The sequence below is a fragment of the Embleya sp. NPDC020886 genome, assembly GCF_044333915.1.
GTDB lineage: Bacteria > Actinomycetota > Actinomycetes > Streptomycetales > Streptomycetaceae > Embleya.
This window is the reverse complement of sequence record NZ_JBIRRX010000004.1, coordinates 317,601-335,482: the sequence shown is the minus strand read 5'-3', so window position 1 is coordinate 335,482 and position 17,882 is coordinate 317,601. Positions and strand designations below refer to the sequence as shown.

Here is a 17,882-nt window from a genome sequence, read left to right as displayed (position 1 = left end):
CCGTCACGCTTCCGGGCGCTCCAACGCAGGGCGCCGCGCGGAAGCTTCTCTCTCACTCGCCGGTCCCGACCTTGCGGTCGTGATCCGGGCGATAAGTCTGTCGGAAATTCAAGCCTTGTGGCCTCGTGTACCCGGTCGTCACCGGTTCGAGGCTTCGACGACGGGTTCTGCACCGCCCTGCGGGCCGGTCCGGAGTACCTCGTCCCCCTGCGAGGTGTGCTCCACCGCCGATGCTGCGCGGTCGGGCGCGAGCGGGTCGGTCACCGAATCGGTCGCGGTGTCGAGCGGCCCCTGCGCCAGGCGGGTGACCGCGGCGGCGGTGGGCGTAACAAGTTCGGCGACCATGCGAAGACCGGACAGAACGTCGTCGGGTCGTACGGCGGGTGTGGTGTGCCGGACAACCAGTCGCAGTATCGCACAGGGTGCGGCGCTACCCGCATCGACACCCTGGTGACCTGCGTCGTTCCCGTCGGGGGTGGTGACGGTCAGCGCGATCACCGCCCCACGGGCGTCGAATGTACGCATTCCGTTCTTGCTCATCCGCTGGACCTCGACGGTCTCGGCGGCCAGGAACACGCCGATCGCGCGCTCGGCCTCCTCGCGGGTGACGCCTGCGAGGGCCAGCTCCCAGACCGACGCCTCCAGGCGTTCGGGCAGGTTGCCGCCGTGTGCCTCGACGATCTCGAGCACGTCGAGACCGGTCGGCAGGGACGCGTCGAGCAGGTCTCGCAGACGCGCCGGGTCACAGTGCGTGGCCACGCCGATCTCGAGATACTCGGCCTCGCTGGCGACGCCGGTGGGCGCCGCTCCCGCGTACGACACCTTGGGGTGTGGGGTGAAACCGGCGGAGTAGGCCATCGGCACTTCCGCCCGACGCAGGGCCCGCTCGAACGCGCGCTGGAAATCCCGGTGGCTGGTGAACCGGAGGCGCCCGCGCTTGGTGTACCGGAGGCGCAGTCGCTGGACCGTCGGCGCGGGCGGCGGTCCCTCGGGCGTACGTCGTGCCAGTTTCGCTCAGTCCTTGGCTCAAGTGGGTGGGCAGAAGTCGTTCCAAGACTACGGCCATCGCGCGGGTCGGGTCAGCGCCCCCCGATTCCGAAGGCCCGCAACACCTCGCCGGTGGCCCGACCGATCGGCCGGAGCACGTTGCGACCGACCCAGCGCAGCGGCACCACGACCAGCACCCGCCATACCGCGCGGATGCCCCTGCCGATCGGCGTGAGCACGTTGCGCCAGGCCCAGGACACCGGAAGTACGACCAGGTGATGCCAGACCACGGCGATGCCGCGACCGATCGGGACCAGCACGGCCCGCCACAACCAGGACAGTGGCCGGACGATCAGGAAGTTGAGCACGGCGGTGGACACGTCCCACGCGAACCGCAGCGCCTGAAGCGTCACCCGCCCGACCGGGCGCAGCACATACCGCCACAACCAGGTCGCGGGCTTGAGCAGCACGTATCGAAAGAGGAAGACGAGCGGGCGGGCCAGCAGGTGGGTCACCACCCACGCGATCGCGTTACCGATCGGCACCAGGATGTAGCGGCCGACGAAGGCGAGCACCGGATAAAGGAACCAGTCCCACAGCAGAACCTTCAGCCCGCGCAGAATCGGCCGCAGGAACCAGGTCCAGAACAGAAACTTGATCCCCCGCCCGATCAGGCACAACAACTCCCACAACAACCGCAACGGCACCACGACGATCAGCGCGATGATCCGCGCCGGCCACCGCACGACCGCGTACAGACAGCCCTCCGGCTCGGACCCACCCCCGCCTGCCCGCGGCGCGGGCCCGCCCCCGACCTGCTGCTGCCACCCGGGAGGCTCGCCCCCACTCGGCGCCCCCGGCGGCTGATTGCTCCTCGACGGCGTCCACGGCGCCGGTTCCGATTGCTCCCCGTTTGGATTCACCCCGGCAGATTAATGGCCCCACCACCGACCAGGAGGCCAGACCACCATTGCTGCCCCACGTGACCACACGACTACTCGACGACCGGCAACCGAGCCGACATCCACCCGTGCGTTCAGCCCTTCGAACCACACCCACCGACCGTCCCGGAGCAACGGGCGCTTCCGCACTCGCTCCCGGCCGGGCGGGGCAAGGGGTGATCGACCAACTGTGAACGGAGGTTGCCGACTTGCCCCTTGCACCCTTCCGCGCACGGATCCGCCGCACGCGGGTGGGCGCCGCCTCGACGGCACCCGTCCTCGGGACCGGCGATCGGCCGGCTTCTCACCTCTCGGTGCGATTCACGGCCGCACGGAGAGAGGTCTCACCCGATGCGGCCGTCCGGCCTCTCGTTGGTCGGGATGCAACGCCAACTGGTCACCGGCCACCACGAATGTGAACGGCACGACCCACCAGCCACGCACCCGGTAGTGCACCCCGTCCGGTCGCTCGATCACATCCGACACCCGGCAACGGGGCACCTGTTGGTGGATCGGTTCGGCGACCCCCGCCACGACGGTGCGTGCCCATCCACGGCGCGCGACCACGTACTGACCACGCCTGAACCGGACTTCGGTCTCGTCCTCGGCCATCGCCCACTTCACCCGGGACGGCACTACTCGGGCTTTCCCGAAGCCGGCGCCTCGCTCTGCGGAACGCCCGGAATTCGCGGCAACCACCTTGACCCGTCGCCCAGTTCGAAGTCCGCAGCGGGCTTGATGTCCTCACGTTCACCATTCGGATGAAGCCGGTAGACGCTCAGGGTCATCCGACTCACGCCTTCTCGCACGCCCATGGAGTACTCCTCACGACGAGTTCCGTAACCGAACCGCTACTGAGCGAACACCATTGGGTCTACGTTGGGAACGGGGCGGGATTCAGCAGCTGAATCTGACGAATAGGCGCGCGATGCCGGCAGCGAAAGAACTTGATCCGGAGGCATCCCTATGGGACCTCTTCGGCGCTCATCTGCGGTTTCTCCGTAAACTCGCAGGCAAGACACAGCAGGAGCTCGGGAACGAATTGCATTCAACAGGCTCATTTGTTGGACAGATCGAGACCGCCGACCGGCGGCCCAGCCGCGAATTCGTAGCCAACCTCGACGGCGCCCTGGGCAGGACGGGCCTGTTGATCGCCACGGCATCACATGCCTATCGCCTGGCGGAGGGACGGCCCGGGTGGTTCGAGACCTTCACGGACAGCGAGCGGCAGGCCACACGCATCCGGACCTTCCAGCCGCAAGTAATTCCAGGGCTGTTGCAGTGCGAGGAGTACACCCGGGCACTTCTGCACAGGGCAAGGATCCAGCCGGCAACCATCGATACCTGGGTTGCACTGCGGCTCAAACGAAAGCGGCTACTGACCAAGAAGGACCCCGCGCAGTACTGGGCTGCCATTGACGAGGCTGCCCTCGTCCGGCTGAAGCACGACGATCCTCGTGCAGCCACGGCGCAGCTCGAACATCTGCTGGATATGGGTGAGTTGTCGAACGTGGTGCTCGAGGTGGTCCCGATGGGTTGTGGTATCCACCCGTGCATGGATGGCTCGTTCGTCCTGCTCTCGATCCCGGGCTGTGGCGAATGCGCTTACGCGGAGGGCATGTTCGAGGAACAGGTGACTGCTGATGGGCACACGGTCGCGGAAGTACAGCGCCGATACGATCTGCTACGGGCTGAGGCTCTCTCGCCCTCGCGTTCGCGGCAGCTTCTGCGAGACCTCTTGGAGAGCACATGACCAAGGCACACCCCGGGCCGGCCCATTGGCGGAGGTCGAGCTTCAGCGGCCAAGCCGCCCCGGAATGCATCGAGGTGGCGACCTTCGACGGCGCCGTCGGCACCCGCGACTCCAAGAACCCGAGCGTCGGCCACATCACCGTCACCCCGGCATCCTGGTCGGCTCTGCTCAACACCATCAAGGCGTGATCTGCCGACCCTTACCGGTGAATGAGTGAACACGACAGCGGGCCCGCGATCGGCGGGCCCGCTGTCGCATCCATCTCGCGCCACCGAGCGGGCATGCTCGACGCCACAGGGACGCTTGGCGCATGCGAAAGGCGGCCGGGCTTGTGGTCCGGCCGCCTTTCGCTGCTCACCCGGTCGACCCTGGAGGCGGTGGGGGCGTACTGTCCCGTGCTAGCCCTGCGCGGCCGGCTGCTTCACCGAGAGCGGGAGGAGCTTCTGGCCCGTGGGGCCGATTTGAATTTCGGTGCCGAGTTGAGGACAGACGCCACAGTCGAAGCAGGGGCTCCAGCGGCAGTCGTCGACCTCGGTCTCGTCGAGGGCGTCCTGCCAGTCCTCCCAGAGCCAGTCCTTGTCCAGGCCGGAGTCGAGGTGGTCCCACGGGAGCACCTCGTTCCACTCGCGCTCGCGGGTGGTGTACCAGTTCAGGTCCACCGGCTCGTCGGACAGCGCCTCGTCGGCGCAGCGCACCCAGCGGTCGTAGCTGAAGTGTTCGCTCCAGCCGTCGAATCGGCCGCCGTCCTCCCAGACCGCCCGGATGATCCGGCCGACCCGGCGGTCGCCGCGCGAGAGCAGGCCCTCGATCGCGCCGGGCTTGCCGTCGTGGTAGCGGAAGCCGATCGACTTGCCGTACTGGCGGTCCGCGCGGATCGCGTCACGCAGCTTGTGCAGCCGCGCGTCGGTGGCGGCCGGGTCGAGCTGCGGGGCCCACTGGAACGGGGTGTGCGGCTTGGGCACGAAGCCGCCGATCGACACCGTGCAGCGGATGTCCCGGCTCCCGGAGACCTCGCGGCCCTTCTGGATGACCTTCTTGGCCATGTCCGCGATCTGCAGCACGTCCTCGTCGGTCTCGGTGGGCAGGCCGACCATGAAGTAGAGCTTCACCTGGCGCCAGCCGTTGCCGTACGCGGTGGCGACCGTGCGGATGAGGTCCTCCTCGGACACCATCTTGTTGATCACCTTGCGCAGCCGCTCGCTGCCGCCCTCGGGTGCGAAGGTCAGCCCCGAGCGGCGACCGTTGCGGGTCAGCTCGTTGGCCAGGTCGATGTTGAACGCGTCCACCCGGGTGGACGGCAACGACAGGCCGATCTTGTCGTCGGTGTAGCGGTCCGCCAGCCCCTTGGCCACCTCGGCGATCTCGGTGTGGTCGGCGGAGGACAACGACAGCAGGCCGACCTCCTCGAAGCCGGTCGCCTTCAGGCCCTTGTCGACCATCTCGCCGATGCCCTTGATGCTGCGCTCGCGCACCGGCCGGGTGATCATGCCCGCCTGGCAGAACCGGCAGCCTCGGGTGCAGCCTCGGAAGATCTCCACCGACATGCGCTCGTGCACCGTCTCGGCGAGCGGGACCAGTGGCTGCTTGGGGTAGGGCCACTCGTCCAGGTCCATCACGGTGTGCTTGGACACCCGCCACGGCACGCCCGAGCGGTTCGGCGCGACCCGCTGGATCCGGCCGTCGTCGAGGTAGTCCACGTCGTAGAAACGCGGCACGTAGACGTTGCCGGTGACCGCGAGGCGGAAGAGCAGCTCGTCCCGGCCGCCGGGCCGGCCCTCGGCCTTCCAGGCCCGGATGATGTCGGTGATCTGGAGCACGGCCTGCTCGCCGTCGCCGACCACCGCGCAGTCGATGAAGTCCGCGATCGGCTCGGGGTTGAACGCGGCGTGTCCGCCGGCCAGCACGATCGGGTGGTCCTCGGTGCGGTCCTTGGCCTCGATCGGGATGCCCGCCAGGTCGAGGGCGTTGAGCATGTTCGTGTAGCCCAGCTCGGTGGAGAAGCTCAGCCCGAACACGTCGAACGCGCCGACCGGCCGATGTCCGTCCACGGTGAACTGCGGCACGTCGTGCTCGCGCATCAGCTTTTCCAGGTCGCCCCACACCGCGTAGGTGCGCTCCGCGAGCACGTCGGCGACCTCGTTGAGGACCTCGTACAGGATCATCACACCCTGGTTGGGCAGGCCGACCTCGTACGCGTCCGGGTACATCAGGGCCCAGCGGACCGTGCACGCGTCCCAGTCCTTGACGGTCGAGTTGAGCTCGCCACCGACGTACTGGATGGGCTTCTGCACCTGGGGCAGAAGCGGCTCCAGACGCGGGAACAGGGACTCGACGGGCATGGCGGTCCTTCCGATGGGGCTGGGAGGGGGATCGACCTCCCAGCCTAACGCGATCCGGGCGGACCCCCTACCGAGATGCCCGGTGGGAGCCCGCCCGTGACGGATGATGCGACCGGACGTCAGGCCGACTTGAAGGCACCCGCGTGCCGCATGTGCACCGACTGCAACAGCCCTATCCCCATCCAGATGGCGAACATCGAGGACCCGCCGTAGGAGACGAACGGCAGCGGCAGACCGGCCACCGGCATGATGCCCAGGTTCATCCCGACGTTCTCGAACGCCTGGAAGGCGAACCAGGCGACCACACCCGCCGCCACGATCGTGCCGTAGAGGTCGTCGGCGTGCAGCGCGATCCGGATCCCGCGCCACAGCAGGACGCCGAACAGCGCGATGATCGCGCAGCAGCCGATGAAGCCCAGTTCCTCGCCGGCCACCGAGAAGACGAAGTCGGTCTGTTGTTCGGGCACGTACTGGCCGCTGGTCTGCTCGCCGTGGAACAACCCCTGGCCGGTGAGCCCGCCCGAGCCGATCGCCAGCCGGGCCATCGCGGTGTTGTAGCCGACGCCGCCCGGATCGAAGTTCGGATCGGCGAAGGCCCGGAACCGGTCGATCTGGTACTCGCTGAGCAGCCCCAGATGCACGATCGCGACCGCTCCGGCCGCGGCCATCACGATCAGCGCGATCATCCAGCGCGCCCGCGCGCCGGACGCGAGCAACACGCCGAGCACGATCATCGCGAGCACCATGACCGAGCCGAGGTCGGGCATCAGCATGATCACCGCCATCGGCACGCCGGCCACCACGAGCGCCCAGAACACCGCCTTGTCGCCGGGCCTGGCCAGATCCCCGGTGTCCACCCGTTCGGACAGGATCATCGCCATGCACAGGATGATCGCGATCTTGGCCAACTCGGCGGGCTGCACCGAGAAGCCCGCACCCAGTTGGATCCAGGCCCGCTGGCCGTTGATCGTGCTGCCCAGCGGGCTGAGCGCGGCCATCAGTCCGAGCACCGCGACGACCCCGACGAACGGCGCGAACGCCCTTATCCGGCGGTGACCGATTATCGCCACCACGGTGGCCAGGACCAGCCCGATCGCCAGGTTGAGCAGGTGCCGCTTGAAGAAGAACTGCGGATCCCCGCCGGTGAGTCCGCGCCGGTTGCGGGTCGCGGACCACACCAGCAGCGAGCCCACCGCGGACAGCGCGAGCGCCGGGCCCAGGAGTATCCAGTCCAGCCGACGCACCGGGGCGTCGCGCTGGATGATCTGTCGGGTGATCGACCGGCGTGGGGTGAACACCGGTGCGAGTCGGCCCAGGTCCGGTGTACCGAACCCGGCGACCCGCGAGGCGGGCCGCAATTTCAGGCTCATGTCCCTCTCCCCGTCCGGTGGATCCCCCGATCGGGCGGCAGCGCCCAGGGCGCGGACGACGCGGTGGTGGTGGAGCCTTCGCCGCCGCCGGGGCGCGGCGGCAGCAGGTAGGACGCGGGCACGACCGTGCCGTCCTCCTTGACCTGCGGCAGCCCGGCGGGCGGGGCGGGCAGCAGCGCCTTGGCCGGGTCGATCGCGCCCTTGTCGTCGACGCCGAGCAACGCCTCGTAGATCTTGCGTACGGACGGACCCGAGGTACCGGAGCCGGTGCCGCCCTGGCTGACCATCATCACCACGGCGTACTGCGGCCCGTCCTTGGGACCGCCGTAGGTGGCGAACCAGGACGTGCTCTGCTTGCCGTACACCGAGCCGGTGCCGGTCTTGGCCGCTATCGGCATCTGGGCGTTCGGCCAGTTGGCGAACACGCCGGCCGCGGTGCCGTTCATCTCGACGCCGATCAGCGCGTTCTGCAGGTACTTGAGCGTCGCGTCGCTTATCGGCAGCTTGGCCGCCACCTGTGGCTGGATCTCGCGCACCAGCTTGCCGCTCGGGCTGACCACGGCCTTGCCCAGGCTCGGCTTCCACAACGTGCCGCCGTTGGCGATCGCCGCGTACACCCGCGCCATCTGCAACGGGGTGACCGTGGTGTCGCCCTGGCCGATCGCGAAGTTGATCGCGTCACCGGCGCGGAACTGCCAGCCGTCGACGCAGTTCTCCTTGGCGATCTTGTCCACGTACTCGTTGCCGGTGTCGCCCTGCTTGCACCACGCGTCCTTGTTCTGCTCCCAGTTGCGCTTCTTCCAGGCCCGGTCGGCGATCCGGCCGCCGGACTCGCCGGGCAGGTCGATGCCGGTGGGGGCGCCCAGGCCGTACTTCTTGGCCATGGTGACCATCGGGTCCTTGGGGTTCTTGCCGAAGATCCCGCCGTCCTTGAGCCACATGTCGTAGCCGATGCCGTAGAAGACGGTGTTGCAGGAGACCTCCAGGGCGCGCTGGAGCGAGATCGGGCCGTAGCCCCTGGACTCCAGGTTGTTGAAGGTCTGGCCGCCGACCGAGATGCTCGGCGAGCAGTCGTAGTTGGCCTTGGTGGAGTAGCCCGACTCGGCCGCGGCCGAGGTGGAGATCACCTTGAAGATCGAGCCCGGCGCGAACTGACCCTGTATGGCCCGGGACACCAGCGGCACGCCGGCCTTCTCGTCGGTGAGCGCCTTGTAGTCCTGCGGCGAGATGCCGCCCACCCACACCGACGGGTCGTAGTTGGGCGCGCTGGCCATCGCGATCACCCGGCCGGTCTTGATGTCCATCACCACCGCCGCGCCCGCGTCGGCGATGAAGTTCTTGTGCGTGTTGCCCGCGTCGAAGGTCGACCGGGCCCGCTTCATCGCCTCGTCGAGCTGCTGCTCGGTGATCGCCTGGATCTTCGCGTCGATGCTGGTGACCAGGTGGTTCCCGGGCACCGGCGGGGTTTCCGAGACGGTGCCGGTGACCCGACCGAGGTGGTCCACGGACAGCCCGGTGACCCCGGATTTGCCGCGCAGGTCCGTGTCGTAGCTGCGCTCCAGACCGCTGCGGCCGACCTCGTCGGCACGCTGGAGATCCTTCTTGCCCTCGGCCTTCTGCTTGCTCAACTCGTCGTCGGAGACCGGCGAGAGATAGCCCACGACATGCGCGCCGTTGGCTCCCTCGGGCGCCGGATACTGCCGTACCGCGGTGGGCTCGGCGGTCACCCCGGGGAAGTCCTCGCGGTGCTCCATGATGGTCAGCGCCTGCTCGGTGGTGGCGTTGTCGGTGACCGGGATCGGTTGGTACGGCGAGCCGTTCCAGCACGGCTTGGGCACGTTGCGCTCGCACAGCCGGGTGCGGGCCTTGACCTCGTCGGCGGGCAGTTGCAGCACCTCGGCCAGCTTGGTCAGCACACCGACACCCGAGTCGGGCATCCGCAGCAGTTCGGTACGGCTGACCGACACCACCAGCGCGGTGCGGTTGTTGACCAGCGGGCGGCCCTTGTCGTCGAGGATCTGGCCGCGCACGGCCGGGGTCACCACGTCCCGGACCTGGTTCTGCGACGCGGCGGCGGCGTAGTGGTCGCCCTCGCGGATCTGTAGGTACCACAGCCGGCCGAACAGGGTGATCATCAGCGACAGGACCAGGATCTGCAGGATCACCATCCGGGCGCGCACGCTGTGTGCGCCGTCTCCCTTGGAGCGGCCGGAGTTGAGCAGGCTCGGCATCCGTTTACGCATCTTGGGCGTTCACCCCCTACCGGGACAGGCCCGAGAGCATCGGTTTCGGATCCACCTTGCGGGCCAGCGCCATCACCCACGGCACTACGAACGGCGCCAGGATCGCGTCGTAGACCACCGCCGTCAGCAACAGCTTGGTCAGCCCCACCTGGCGCACCGCGCCGTCGCCGACCAGCGCGCCGACGGCCGCGTACAGCACCGTGGTTGCCGCCGCGGCGACCGCGACCACCGCGATCGGCGCGAGCACCGAGCGTCTGGGGCTGCGCGAGACGAACAGGCCGGCGACGTAGCCGGTCAGGCACAACACGAACGCGTACCGCCCCGCCGCGTGGTCCGCCGGCGGCGCCAGGTCGGCGCACAGGCCGGCCGCGAAGCCGATCACGCAACCGGAGGTGGGCCCGTAGGTCAGCGCGAGCCCGATCACCACCAGGAGCAGCAGGTCCGGCACCGCGCCGGGCAGACCGAGCCGGGCGAGCACGCTCACCTGGACGACGAGCGCGACGACGATCAGCAGCGCGGCGTAGAACACGCGGGAGATCCGCACCGTCTCAGTCCCTTCCGGTCGGTGGGGCGGTGCCGCCGGGCGGCGGTTTGCGGCGGCCGTCGGCCGCGTTCGCGTTGGTGCTGCGGGTGTCGCCGGCCGGCGGTTTGCCGGTCGAGGCGCTCTTGGGCGGTTCGGTGGTCGCCGGCGGGGCCGGCGGCACGGCCGGCGTGCTCGGCGGCGCCGCGACCGCCTGCGCCGGGGCCAGCACCGAGTCCCGCGGATCGGTGCGCGGCGGCTCGATCACCACGCCCACCGTGTCCAGGCTGGAGAAGTGCACGTACGACTTCACCTCGACGCTGCGGGTGAGTTGGCCCGGTGTGTTGCGCACCTCGGCGACCTCGCCCACCGGCACGCCCGGCACGAACGGCTTGCCGCCCTGCGAGCCGAACGTCACCAGCCGGTCGCCCTTCTTGACGTCGGCCTGGCCGTTGAGCAGCTTGAGGTTCATCGGCTTGTCGCCGCGGCCGGAGGTGATCCCTATCTCCATCGATCCCGCCAGCCGCGAGCCGACCGCGAATCCGGGGTCGGTGGCGAGCAGCACGGTCGCGGTCATCGGACCCACCTGGGTCACCCGACCGACCAGCCCGTCGCCGTTGATCACGGTCATGTCCGGCTTGATGCCGTCGCCCGCGCCCGTGTCGATGGTGACCGTCCAGGAGAAGCCCTGGGCGGGCCCGATGGCGACCACGCGCGCCGGTTTGATCTTGTACTGCCCGGCCGAGGAGACCTTGAGCAGTTTGTCCAGTTCGGCCGCGCGATTGCGGTCCAACTGGATGTTGTCCACCTGTTGACGAAGCTTGGCGTTCTCGTCCTGCAGACGCTTCTTCTCGCCCTCGTGGGATCCCGCGTCCTTGACCGCGTTCACGGCCCGGCCGACGGGGTCCACTGCGGCGGACACGCCGCGTTCGGCGGGGCCGAACACGGCCGAGGCCCAGTCGCGGACGTTCGCGATGGGCGAGTTCCGGCCACCGCGGATGTCCACGGTGATGAGGGCGAAAGAGATCGCTAGCAGCAGCACGAGGACCAGCCGACCGTGCCGGGAGTCCCTCACGATGCGCGCCCGCCCCTTTCGTACGTTGCGGCGCTTGTGGGCAGTTGTGGTGTGTGGCCGTGCCGGGCCGAACACGGTGGGCGGCGATTCGAACGACCGCCCCCGCGTCCTCGGTCAGCGGCGCGGTTGGGCGTCCAATACCTGCTGGAGCTTCTCGTACTCCTCGACGCATTTGCCCGCGCCCAGGGCCACCGAGTCCAGCGGGTTGTCGGCGATGTGGATCGGCATCCCGGTCTCGGTCCGCAGCCGCTCGTCGAGGCCGCGCAGCAGGGCGCCGCCGCCGGTGAGCACGATGCCGCGGTCCATCACGTCGCCGGCGAGCTCGGGCGGACACTGGTCCAGCGTGCTCTTGACCGCGTCCACGACGGTGTTGACCGGTTCCTCGATCGCCTTGCGGACCTCCGAGGTGGAGATCACGATCGTCTTGGGCAGGCCGCTGACCAGGTCGCGGCCACGGATCTCGCTGTGCTCGTCCTCGCCGAGGTCGAAGGCCGAGCCGATCGACATCTTGATTTCCTCGGCACTGCGCTCGCCCAGGAGCAGCGAGTATTCCTTCTTGACGTAGGCGATGATCGCGTTGTCCAGCTCGTCGCCGGCCACCCGGATCGACTGGGCGGTGACGATGCCGCCGAGCGAGATCACCGCGACCTCGGTGGTGCCGCCGCCGATGTCGACGACCATGTTGCCGGTCGCCTCGTGCACCGGCAGACCGGCGCCGATCGCGGCGGCCATCGGCTCCTCGATGATGTGCACGCTGCGCGCGCCGGCCTGGCTGGACGCCTCGACCACGGCGCGGCGCTCGACGCCGGTGATGCCCGAGGGCACGCAGATCACCACGCGCGGACGGGCCAGATAGCGACGCCGATGCACCTTGAGGATGAAGTAGCGCAACATGCGCTCGGTGATCTCGAAGTCGGCGATCACGCCGTCCTTGAGCGGTCGGATCGCCACGATGTTGCCGGGCGTGCGCCCGATCATCTTCTTCGCCTCGGCGCCGACCGCCAGGATGCCCCCGGTGGTGGTGTTCTTGGCGACCACCGACGGCTCGTTCAGTACGATGCCGCGGCCTCTGACGTACACCAGCGTGTTGGCCGTACCGAGGTCGACCGCCATGTCACGACCGATGAACGACAAGTTGTTCGCCATATAAAGAACCTAGGGCCTTCCCGAGCTCGTAGCCATGAGGACATGAGCCGGCCGAGGGACGTCGTACCAACAACGCCGGTTCGACCGACCACAATCGTAGGCACGGTGTACCGGCGGCAGAACCGCGACGTACCGGGGCACGGCTGCACCCTCCATCCACCATGACGTGATCACGGGGCGAGGGGTTGCGTGCCACGCGCGACAAGTAAAGGGATTTCCCTCTAACAGCGCACGGTCGGGGTCCGATAGAGCGACCCCGGCGCGTCGCGCGAAGTTTCGCACGATGTGGTCACGAAAAAAATCGATCCCCGGGGCGGCCCGCGCGCGTCGCGTGGCCCCGGGCGATCGTCGCGGTGGGGAGCACCGAGATCCGGCGCGGCGCGCGCGGTGCGCGACGCCGCGACCGGATCGTCAGGCGTGTTCGGGGAAGAAGTTCTTGATCTCGCGCTCGGCGGATTCCGACGAGTCGGAGCCGTGCACGATGTTCTCCCGGGTGATCGTGGCGAAGTCGCCGCGAATGGTGCCCGGCAGGGCCTTGATCGGGTCGGTGACGCCGGCGAGCACGCGGAAGGACTCGATCACCCGCTCGCCCTCGACGATCAGCGCCACGGAGGGGGCCGAGGTCATGAACTCCACGAGCGGGGCGTAGAACGGCTTGCCTTCGTGCTCGGCGTAGTGGCGCTCGATCGTCTCGCGATCCATCACCCGCAGATCGAGCGCGGCCAGCGTGAAGCCCTTGCGCTCGATGCGGCCGATGACCTCGCCGACGAGACCACGCCGGACTCCGTCCGGCTTGACCAGGACGAGCGTGCGCTCGGACACGTTTGGCTCCTTGCTTCCTCGAAGAGGGGGTACGGGTAAGAACCCGGTGGCCCGACGAACGGTCAACGCCCAGAGCCTATCCGGGGTAACGCATCGACCTTTCGGCCGTATGTCGCGACTCAGTCCGCGGTGACCGTTCGGGCCGCCTTGGCCGCGTCGATGATCCGCCCGACCCGGACGCAGCCGTACCAGATCGCGCCGAACACCACGCCGATCAGGAACATCATCGGGACCACGAAACCGGTCACGAACAGGCCCACTTGCAGCGCCCAGCCCGCCGTGATCGCCCACGGCCGGCCGAGCTTGGCGCACAGCCAGACGCACAGCAGGGCGGACGGTCCGGCCACCGCCCACAACACGCCGGTGGAGATGTCGGTGAGTTGCATCGCCACCAGCGCGGCGAGGCAGATCACCAGGGCCTGGCCGATCAGGTGGGTCGAACACAGCGCGCGCATGCTCAGGCGTCCCTTCCGTTGCGGTTGCCGCCGCTCCCGCCGGCGGTCGGGCCCACGCCCGAACCCGAAGCCGAGCCCGGTTCACCGCCCTTGAGGAGCACCCGGGCCTCGCCGACGGTGACCACGGAGCCGGTGATCAGCACCCCCGCGCCGCCGAGGTCGCCCTCCTCCTCGGCGAGCGTGACGGCGGCCTCGATCGCGTCCGGCAGGCTCGGCTGCACCTCGACCCGGTCCGCGCCGAACACCTCGACCGCGAGCGCGGCGAGTTCGTCCACCGGCATCGCGCGCGGTTGCGAGTTCTGCGTCACCACGACCTCGGCGAGCACCGGTTCGAGCGCCTCCAGCACCCCGCGCACGTCCTTGTCGCCCATCACGCCGATCACCCCGACCAGGTGCCGGAAGTCGAACGAGTCGGTCATCGCCTGCGCGACGGCCAGGGCGCCGGCGGGGTTGTGCGCGGCGTCGATCAGGACGGTGGGACTGCGGCGCACGATCTCCAGCCGGCCCGGCGAGGTGACCGACGCGAACGCCTCGCGGACCAGGTCGGCGTTCAACGCGCCGCCGCCGGTGAGCCCGGGACGCTCGGCCACACCGACGCCCAGGAACGCCTCGACCGCGGCCAGCGCGACCGCGGCGTTGTGCGCCTGGTGGCTGCCGTGCAGCGGCAGGAAGACGTCCTCGTACTCCCCCACCAGGCCGCGCAGCGTGAGCAATTGGCCGCCGACCGCCAGGTCGCGCCGGACCACGCCGAACTCCATGCCCTCGCGGGCCACCGTGGCATCGGTCTCGACCGCGCGCCGGATCAGCGCCTCGGCCGCGTCCACCGGCTGGTGGGCGAGCACGACCAGGCTGTTCCGCTTGATGATCCCGGCCTTCTCCACCGCGATCTCGCCGGGCGTGCCGCCCAGTCGGGCGGCGTGGTCCACCGCGATCGGGGTGACCACGGCCACCGTGCCGTCGACCACGTTGGTGGCGTCCCACGTGCCGCCCATGCCGACCTCGATCACCGCGACGTCCACCGGCGCGTCGGCGAACGCCGCGTACGCCATCGCGGTGATCACCTCGAAGAAGGACAACCGGTGCGGCTGTGCGGCGTCGACGATGTCGATGTAGGGCTCGATGTCGCGGTAGGTCTCGACGAACCGCTCGGCGCTGATCGGCTCGCCGTCCAGGCTGATCCGCTCGGTCATCGACTCCACGTGCGGGCTGGTGTAGCGGCCGGTGCGCAGTTGGAAGGCGCGCAGCAGCGCCTCGATCATCCGGGCCGTGCTGGTCTTGCCGTTGGTGCCGGTGATGTGGATGACCGGGTACGCCCGCTGGGGTTCGCCGAGCACGTCCATCAGCGCGACCACCCGGTCGGTGGAGGGGTCGAGCTTCGTCTCGGGCCAGCGCCCGATCAGCTCGGCCTCGACGGCGCGCTGTGCGGCCAGTGCCTCGGCGGGGTCTGTCACAGGTGTCACCGGTTCTGATCGAGTTCTGCGGGAGCTGGGATTGCCTTGCGGCCGGCCGCGCGGCCCGGGTGGGTGTGCCCGAGGCCGCGCGGCCGGTCGGGTCAGGCGGTGGGCAGCCGGTCGAGCTGGCCCTTGATGCGTTCGATGTCGGCCTCGGCGCCGGTCAGCTTGTCCCGGACCTTGTCCACCACGTCGGGGGCGGCCTTGGCCAGGAAGCCCGCGTTGCCGAGCTTTTTGGTGTTCACGTCGCGGACCTTCTCCGCCTCGGCCAGGTCCTTGGACAGGCGCTTGCGCTCGGCGACGAAGTCGATCGCGCCGGAGAGGTCCAGCTCGATCACCGCACCCGCGACCGGGAAGGACGTGGTCGCCGAGAAGCCCTCGCCGGCCGGTGTGCAGCGGGCCAGTTGACGCAGCGCCGCCTCGTGCGCGGCGATCGCGGTGCCCGCGAGCGAGATGTTGGCCGGCACCCGCTGGCCGGGCTTGAGGCCCTGGTCCGAGCGGAACCGGCGGACCTCGGTGATCACCTGCTGGAGCGTGGTGATCTCGGCCTCGGCGGCCGGGTCGGCGAACCCGCCGGGCGTCGGCCACTGGGCCGGCACGAGCGACTCGCCGCCGGTGAGCGTGGTCCACAACTCCTCGGTGACGAACGGCACGATCGGGTGCAGCAGCCGCAGCGTCACGTCCAGGACGTGGCCCAGGACCCGCCGGGTGGCCTGCGCGGCGGCCTCGTCGTCGCCGTTCAGCGGCAGCTTGGCCAGCTCGACGTACCAGTCGAAGACCTCGTCCCAGGCGAAGTGGAACAGCGTGTCGGAGAGCTTCGCGAACTGGTAGTCCTCGTAGTACGCGTCCACCTCCGCCACGACCGCGTCCAGCCGGGACAGGATCCAACGGTCGGTCGCCGAGAGCTGCTCGGCGGCCGGCATCGGGCCCTCGACGGTGGCGCCGTTCATCAGCGCGAATCGGGTGGCGTTCCAGATCTTGTTGCAGAAGTTGCGCGAGCCCTGGACCCAGTCCTCACCGATCGGCACGTCGGTGCCCGGGTTGGCGCCGCGGGCCAGGGTGAAGCGCAGCGCGTCGGTACCGTACGCGTCCATCCAGTCGATCGGGTCGACCACGTTGCCGAACGACTTGGACATCTTCTTGCCGAACTGGTCGCGGACCAGGCCGGTGAGCGTGATGGTGTGGAACGGCGCCTGCCCGTCCATCGCGTACAGCCCGAACATCATCATCCGGGCGACCCAGAAGAAGATGATGTCGTGCCCGGTGAGCAGCACGTCGGTCGGATAGAACTTGGCCAGGTCGGCGGTCTGCTCGGGCCAGCCCAGCGTGGAGAACGGCCACAGCGCGGAGGAGAACCACGTGTCGAGCACGTCGCTGTCCTGCGTCCAGCCCTCGCCGGTGGGCGGCTCGTCGTTCGGGCCCACGCAGACCGTCTCGCCGTTCGGGCCGTACCAGACCGGGATCCGGTGACCCCACCAGAGCTGCCGCGAGATGCACCAGTCGTGCATGTTGTCGACCCAGCCGAAGTAGCGCCCGGCCAACTCCTGCGGGTGGATGGCCACCCGGCCGTCGCGCACCGCGTCGCCGGCTGCCTTGGCCAGCGGCTCGACCCTGACCCACCACTGCATGGACAGCCGCGGCTCGACCGTGGTCTTGCAGCGCGAGCAGTGCCCGACCGCGTGCGTGTACGGGCGCTTCTCGGCGACGATCCGGCCCTGCTCGCGCAGCGCGGCCACGATCGCGAACCGCGCCTCGTAGCGGTCCAGGCCCTCGAACGGGCCGTGCACCGTGATGATCGCCCGCTCGTTCATCACCGAGGGCATCGGCAGGTTGTGCCGACGGCCGATCTCGAAGTCGTTCGGGTCGTGCGCCGGGGTCACCTTGACCGCGCCGGTGCCGAACTCGGGGTCCACGTGCTCGTCCGCCACGATCGGGATCCGCCGCCCGGTGAGCGGCAGTTCGATCTCGGTGCCGACCAGGTGCGCGTACCGCTCGTCGCTCGGGTGCACCGCGACGGCGGTGTCGCCGAGCATCGTCTCGGCGCGCGTGGTGGCCACCACGATCGCGTCGTCGCCGTCGCCGTAGCGGATCGAGACCAGTTCGCCGTCGTCGTCCTGGTGCTCGACCTCGATGTCGGAGATCGCGGTCAGGCAGCGCGGGCACCAGTTGATGATGCGCTCGGCGCGGTAGATCAGCTCGTCGTCGTAGAGCCGCTTGAAGATGGTCTGCACGGCCTGGGACAGGCCCTCGTCCATGGTGAAGCGCTCACGCGACCAGTCCACGCCGTCGCCGAGACGACGCATCTGGCCGAGGATCTTGCCGCCGTACTCTTCCTTCCACTGCCAGACCCGCTCCACGAACGCCTCGCGGCCCAGGTCGTGCCGCGACTTGCTCTCCTTGGCCAGCTCGCGCTCGACCACGTTCTGGGTGGCGATGCCGGCGTGGTCCATGCCGGGCAACCACAGCGCCTCGAAGCCCTGCATGCGCTTGCGGCGGGTGAGCGCGTCCATCAGCGTGTGCTGGAACGCGTGGCCCAAGTGCAGTTGTCCGGTGACGTTCGGCGGCGGGATGACGATCGTGTACGGCGGCTTGTCGCTCTTGGCGTCGGCCTCGAACCAACCCGCGGCTACCCAGCGCTCGTACAGCTTCCCCTCTACCTCGGCGGGGGTGTACTGGGAGGGAAGGGCCTGCGGCTGCTCGGCGGCAGCGGCTGCGGGAGTGGTGTTCTCGGTCACCGCCCCAGTCTACGGAAGGCGCGCGGGCACCTTGGACGCGGCGGG

13 protein-coding genes and 2 pseudogenes are annotated in these 17,882 nt (G+C 69.3%); 2 read left to right on the top strand and 13 right to left on the bottom strand.

What is annotated here, in order from left to right; translation table 11 throughout:
* Window positions 1-138 precede the first annotated feature (138 nt).
* The 3 genes from ACH4U8_RS16560 to ACH4U8_RS16550 all read right to left on the bottom strand — a co-directional run bounded on the left by ACH4U8_RS16560 (window position 139) and on the right by ACH4U8_RS16550 (window position 2,540).
* Window positions 139-1,008 carry a TIGR03936 family radical SAM-associated protein gene (locus ACH4U8_RS16560; RefSeq protein ID WP_360305439.1) on the bottom strand — a complete coding sequence of 290 codons (870 nt, stop codon included), beginning with the start codon at window positions 1,006-1,008 and terminating at the stop codon, window positions 139-141.
* 71 nt (window positions 1,009-1,079) lie between these two features.
* Entirely contained in the window at window positions 1,080-1,733 is a 654-nt protein-coding gene (locus ACH4U8_RS16555) for a hypothetical protein (RefSeq protein ID WP_395778497.1), read from the bottom strand.
* A gap of 516 nt (window positions 1,734-2,249) precedes the next feature.
* On the bottom strand, window positions 2,250-2,540 hold the full coding sequence (locus ACH4U8_RS16550; protein ID WP_395778495.1) for a hypothetical protein: 291 nt from the start codon (window positions 2,538-2,540) through the stop codon (window positions 2,250-2,252).
* A gap of 316 nt (window positions 2,541-2,856) precedes the next feature.
* Between ACH4U8_RS16550 and ACH4U8_RS16545 the strand changes: the two genes are divergently transcribed.
* Both ACH4U8_RS16545 and ACH4U8_RS16540 read left to right on the top strand, forming a co-directional pair.
* Window positions 2,857-3,681 carry a helix-turn-helix domain-containing protein gene (locus ACH4U8_RS16545; RefSeq protein WP_395778493.1) on the top strand — a complete coding sequence of 275 codons (825 nt, stop codon included), beginning with the start codon at window positions 2,857-2,859 and terminating at the stop codon, window positions 3,679-3,681.
* Window positions 3,678-3,869, top strand: coding sequence for a DUF397 domain-containing protein (locus tag ACH4U8_RS16540; protein WP_395778491.1), 192 nt, complete (start codon window positions 3,678-3,680; stop codon window positions 3,867-3,869). Before ACH4U8_RS16545 ends, ACH4U8_RS16540 begins: the two co-directional genes overlap by 4 nt.
* A 210-nt stretch (window positions 3,870-4,079) precedes the next feature.
* Here ACH4U8_RS16540 and ACH4U8_RS16535 read toward each other — a convergent pair whose 3' ends face one another.
* The 10 genes and pseudogenes from ACH4U8_RS16535 to ACH4U8_RS16490 all read right to left on the bottom strand — a co-directional run bounded on the left by ACH4U8_RS16535 (window position 4,080) and on the right by ACH4U8_RS16490 (window position 17,837).
* Window positions 4,080-6,020 (bottom strand): TIGR03960 family B12-binding radical SAM protein, encoded by a 1,941-nt coding sequence (locus ACH4U8_RS16535; RefSeq protein ID WP_360304493.1) that lies wholly within the window; start codon window positions 6,018-6,020, stop codon window positions 4,080-4,082.
* 119 nt (window positions 6,021-6,139) lie between these two features.
* Entirely contained in the window at window positions 6,140-7,390 is a 1,251-nt protein-coding gene (rodA, locus tag ACH4U8_RS16530; protein WP_395778489.1) for a rod shape-determining protein RodA, read from the bottom strand.
* Window positions 7,387-9,621: a penicillin-binding protein 2 gene (gene mrdA, locus ACH4U8_RS16525; RefSeq protein ID WP_395778892.1), complete on the bottom strand. Its 2,235-nt coding sequence runs from the start codon at window positions 9,619-9,621 to the stop codon at window positions 7,387-7,389. Before mrdA ends, rodA begins: the two co-directional genes overlap by 4 nt.
* Before the next feature lie 49 nt (window positions 9,622-9,670).
* Window positions 9,671-10,177, bottom strand: a pseudogene (mreD, locus tag ACH4U8_RS16520) (rod shape-determining protein MreD); the annotation flags it as partial.
* Between the two features lie 4 nt (window positions 10,178-10,181).
* Window positions 10,182-11,228 (bottom strand): rod shape-determining protein MreC, encoded by a 1,047-nt coding sequence (gene mreC / locus ACH4U8_RS16515; protein ID WP_395778487.1) that lies wholly within the window; start codon window positions 11,226-11,228, stop codon window positions 10,182-10,184.
* 114 nt (window positions 11,229-11,342) lie between these two features.
* Window positions 11,343-12,362, bottom strand: a complete 1,020-nt coding sequence (locus ACH4U8_RS16510; RefSeq protein ID WP_078979486.1) for a rod shape-determining protein — start codon at window positions 12,360-12,362, stop codon at window positions 11,343-11,345.
* 423 nt (window positions 12,363-12,785) lie between these two features.
* On the bottom strand, window positions 12,786-13,196 hold the full coding sequence (ndk, locus tag ACH4U8_RS16505; RefSeq protein WP_355543167.1) for a nucleoside-diphosphate kinase: 411 nt from the start codon (window positions 13,194-13,196) through the stop codon (window positions 12,786-12,788).
* Between the two features lie 119 nt (window positions 13,197-13,315).
* Window positions 13,316-13,651, bottom strand: a complete 336-nt coding sequence (locus ACH4U8_RS16500) for a DUF4233 domain-containing protein (RefSeq protein ID WP_360304487.1) — start codon at window positions 13,649-13,651, stop codon at window positions 13,316-13,318.
* A gap of 83 nt (window positions 13,652-13,734) precedes the next feature.
* A pseudogene (locus ACH4U8_RS16495) lies at window positions 13,735-15,159 on the bottom strand (bifunctional folylpolyglutamate synthase/dihydrofolate synthase); the annotation flags it as partial.
* 44 nt (window positions 15,160-15,203) lie between these two features.
* Window positions 15,204-17,837, bottom strand: coding sequence for a valine--tRNA ligase (locus tag ACH4U8_RS16490; protein ID WP_395778486.1), 2,634 nt, complete (start codon window positions 17,835-17,837; stop codon window positions 15,204-15,206).
* Window positions 17,838-17,882: the final 45 nt, after the last annotated feature.